The sequence below is a fragment of the Bacillus sp. C30 genome, from assembly GCF_040838255.1.
GTDB lineage: Bacteria > Bacillota > Bacilli > Bacillales > Bacillaceae_G > Bacillus_A > Bacillus_A mycoides.
Genome location: NZ_JBFPJH010000434.1, coordinates 1 through 2,442, shown reverse-complemented (window position 1 = coordinate 2,442; position 2,442 = coordinate 1). Strand labels below are relative to the sequence as shown.

General features: G+C 33.3%; 3 protein-coding genes and 1 pseudogene. 3 read left to right on the top strand and 1 reads right to left on the bottom strand.

The window, feature by feature from the left end; all coding sequences use genetic code 11:
- Positions 1 to 404 (top strand): GNAT family N-acetyltransferase (locus AB3X49_RS21350; RefSeq protein WP_367964591.1); only part of this gene is annotated, 404 nt, incomplete at its 5' end.
- Positions 397 to 531: pseudogene (locus tag AB3X49_RS23255) on the top strand (class I SAM-dependent methyltransferase); the annotation flags it as partial. The gene AB3X49_RS21350 and the pseudogene AB3X49_RS23255, both read left to right, overlap by 8 nt.
- A 31-nt stretch (positions 532 to 562) precedes the next feature.
- On the opposite strand, the gene alr reads toward AB3X49_RS23255, so the two are convergent.
- Positions 563 to 1,738: an alanine racemase gene (alr, locus tag AB3X49_RS21345; RefSeq protein ID WP_078204839.1), complete on the bottom strand. Its 1,176-nt coding sequence runs from the start codon at positions 1,736 to 1,738 to the stop codon at positions 563 to 565.
- Positions 1,739 to 1,909: 171 nt separating this feature from the next.
- Here alr and AB3X49_RS21340 point away from each other — a divergent pair, with 171 nt between their 5' ends.
- Positions 1,910 to 2,371, top strand: a complete 462-nt coding sequence (locus tag AB3X49_RS21340; RefSeq protein ID WP_367964589.1) for a DinB family protein — start codon at positions 1,910 to 1,912, stop codon at positions 2,369 to 2,371.
- Positions 2,372 to 2,442: the final 71 nt, after the last annotated feature.

Here is a 2,442-nt window from a genome sequence, read left to right as displayed (position 1 = left end):
ATCTTACTGTTGCATCTTCTGAATTACTTCCTGATCTTATAGAAATCGCTAGTGAAGCTTTTGGAGATTCGGCAGCAAATACATCCACATGGTTACAAAAGATGATGAATTCATCTTCCCATCAAGTTTACAGTGCTCTTATCGATGAAAAAGTGATAGGAACGATTACAGTTACTGAGCAAGAGCAATCTACTACACTATCAGGATTTGCAGTTCATCCTTCTTATCAAGGTAAAGGATATGGTAAAGGTATTCTTAGTTATATGGTACATACACTTATTACAGAAGGAGTTTCAACAATTGAACTAGACGTCGAAACGAAAAATAACAATGCTTTAAAACTATATACACAATGTGGTTTTGAAATTATGACAAAGTATGATTATTATAGATTGTTGGAATAGGAGTGACTTTTCTATCGAGGAAGCATGTTATTTTAGAGACGAAATTATTACCTCTTTAAAATCTGTAGGATGTAACAATATACAACTACACGGTATAAATAGAACATTTTTCATTTGTCAAAAATAAAAAAACTGAATCATATCGATTCAGTTTTTTCTTATTTTTTTCTTAATATATTTACAACCGCAGTCGTTTCATCATTTTTTTTATAAACACGTGGAATTCTTCTATCCAACATGCATGTAACTTCATAATTAATTGTACCTAACATATCTGCTATTTCTTCCACCGCAATCTCTTCTTCACCTTGTTTGCCGTAGAATACAACTTCGTCTCCTACTTGTACTGGCATTGCATTTGTAACATCTAGCATAAGCTGATCCATACAAACACGGCCAATTACAGGTACTCGTACTCCGTTTATTAGTGCATGCCCTTTATTAGATAGCTGACGATTATAACCATCAGCATAACCAATCGGTACAGTTGCAATCCATTCTTCGCCCGTTGTTACATAAGTATTCCCATAGCTAACACCACGATTTTTCTTCGCATGTTTAACATGAGCTACTTTTGATTTTAAAGACAACGCTGGCTGTAAGGAAGCAACTGTATGATCCACTTCTCTTGAAGGATACATACCGTAAATTCCAATACCGACACGAACCATATTTTGAAATGTGTTACTAAGTTCCATTGATCCTGCACTGTTTGAACTATGAATATATGGAAAATGAATTCCTAATTCTTCCGCTGTATTTACAGCTTTCTCAAACAAACTTGTTTGCATATTTGTATAAGTTTTATCTATTTCATCGGCGGTAGAGTAATGTGTAAACATCCCTACTACTTCTACATATCGCATACGTTTTAACTCTTCAAAAAACGGTTTAACTTCTTCTTCCTGTAAACCAATACGGCTCATTCCTGTATCAATTTTCACATGAATTCGCACTTTCTTTTGAAGATGGTTTGCAACTTCATCTATACCTTGTAAATCTTCTACTCTATAAACAGTCATCATAACGTCATATTGAATTACATCTTCTACAGCTGCTACTGGTGTATATCCTAAAATTAAAATAGGTACAGTGATTCCAGCTTCTCTTAATTCAATTGCTTCATCTACAAATGCAACTGCAAGTTGGTTTATTCCTGCTTCAATAGCCGATTTCGCAACTTCAACTGCCCCATGACCATACCCATTCGCTTTTACAGCAGCCATCATTGTAATATTTTCATCATTCACACGTTTTTTAAATTCTTTTACATTATGTTTTACCGCATTTAAGTCAACTTCAACAATTGTATCTCTTCCATATTTCAAGCTCATTGGTCTAACTCCTAACTCAATAATTACATTCCATTCTATTTCACGTTTCATATGACCTTTTACAATATAATACTTTTCACTATGCTAGTCAAACTACTAGAATTTTCGGAATTTTGAGTATGATATAATACCCTTAAGAAACTATTATATACGGAGGTGAGAATAATTACAATGTTTGTTCCATCTGCATTGAATCAAGTTAAAATTGCTATCGATACTTCCATTCAAATACTGAACCAATATACTGAAAGTGATTTGAAAATAAAGCCGATTGAATCAAAGCGGTCATTATTTGAAATGTGCACACATCTTCCCCTTATTTTCCATGCTGATTTACTCATATTAAATGGTATTACGGAAAAAGACTTACATACCTTTTATATAGAACAAACACCAGAAACAATTACTCAAATACAGCAAACGATGATACAAGGGTACGATTTACTTTCTAAAACTTTTTTATCCTATTCCAATGAAGAATTAGCGGAAATTATGACTGCTTATTGGGGTATTTCTTACTCTCGATTCGAATGGTTGCTTGAAATCGTTGCACATTTTTATCATCATCGCGGGCAAATTCATATTTTATTATGTGAGCATATTAAAGATCCTTACATTCCTTTATTCGAATAAAAAGAGCGAAAACAAAACCAATAAAGAGTATCAATCCCAATAAAACAAACGTCTGAGCATAGTCTCCTATT